2 protein-coding genes and 2 pseudogenes are annotated in these 910 nt (G+C 73.3%); all 4 read left to right on the top strand.

Annotated elements, in window-relative coordinates; all coding sequences use genetic code 11:
• Positions 1 to 252, top strand: a pseudogene (locus tag HMPREF0591_RS29985) (type II secretion system F family protein); the annotation flags it as partial.
• 27 nt (positions 253 to 279) lie between these two features.
• On the top strand, positions 280 to 471 hold the full coding sequence (locus HMPREF0591_RS29980; RefSeq protein WP_007172652.1) for a DUF4244 domain-containing protein: 192 nt from the start codon (positions 280 to 282) through the stop codon (positions 469 to 471).
• A gap of 23 nt (positions 472 to 494) precedes the next feature.
• Positions 495 to 797, top strand: a complete 303-nt coding sequence (locus HMPREF0591_RS29975) for a TadE family type IV pilus minor pilin (protein WP_007172651.1) — start codon at positions 495 to 497, stop codon at positions 795 to 797.
• 31 nt (positions 798 to 828) lie between these two features.
• A pseudogene (locus HMPREF0591_RS34610) lies at positions 829 to 910 on the top strand (Rv3654c family TadE-like protein); the annotation flags it as partial.

The raw sequence follows: 910 nt of genomic DNA, 5'->3' as shown, positions 1-910 counted from the left end.
CACGTCGAGGCGTTGCTGCGCCTGGCCCGGCGTTCGGCCGCCTCCGGCGCGGCGCTGGCCGGGGGCGTCGCCGAATTGGCCGACCAGTCTCGTCACGACGCCGCGCACGCGGCCACCGCCGCCGCCGAGCGCGCCGGGGTGCTGATCGCCGGTCCGCTGGGCCTGTGCTTCCTGCCGGCGTTCGTGTGCCTGGGCATCGTCCCCGTGGTGGCCGGGCTGGCCGGGAATGTCCTGCAATCGGGGATTTTATGAGAAGAAAGGGAAGCATTGCTGCACAACATGTTCCGTGGATTAGTGGCCCGCGTGACGGTCCTGGCGGCCGACGAGTCGGGCATGAGCACGGTCGAGTACGCCATCGGGACCGTCGCCGCGGCCGCCTTCGGCGCGATCCTGTACACCGTCGTGACGGGGGACTCCATCGTGTCGGCGCTGACCAACATCATCGGTCGCGCGCTCAACACCAAGGTCTGACCGGCAGTGCGGGGTCGGCCACCGTGGAGGCGGCGCTGGGCGTCGGCACGCTGGTCGTCGTGCTGGTGCTGTGTCTGGCCGGCGTCACCGCGGTGTCGATGCAGATCCGCTGCGTGGACGCCGCGCGCGAGGCCGCCCGGCTGGCCGCCCGCGGCGACGAGCCCTCGGCGCTCGGCGCGGCCCGGCGCATCGCCCCCGCCGGGGCGCGGATCGAGGTGCACCGCGACGGCGAGTTCCTGGTGGCCTCCGTGGTCGCACACTCGAAGTTGTTGCCGGCGCTCGACATTGCGGCCAAGGCGGTCTCGGCGGCGGAGCCGTCGGGGTGATCGCGGCTCGGCCACCCTGGTGGCGGCCTGGATGGTGGTGGTTTTGCTGTGCGTCGCCGGCGCCGGGGCGTACCTCGGTGCGGTGGTGGTGGCCCGCCACCGCGCGCAGGCGG

Origin of the sequence: Mycobacterium parascrofulaceum ATCC BAA-614 (assembly GCF_000164135.1) — a bacterium.
In the GTDB taxonomy this organism is placed as follows: domain Bacteria; phylum Actinomycetota; class Actinomycetes; order Mycobacteriales; family Mycobacteriaceae; genus Mycobacterium; species Mycobacterium parascrofulaceum.
Note: the sequence above shows the minus strand (reverse complement) of the source record. Positions and strands in the feature narration are given on the sequence as shown.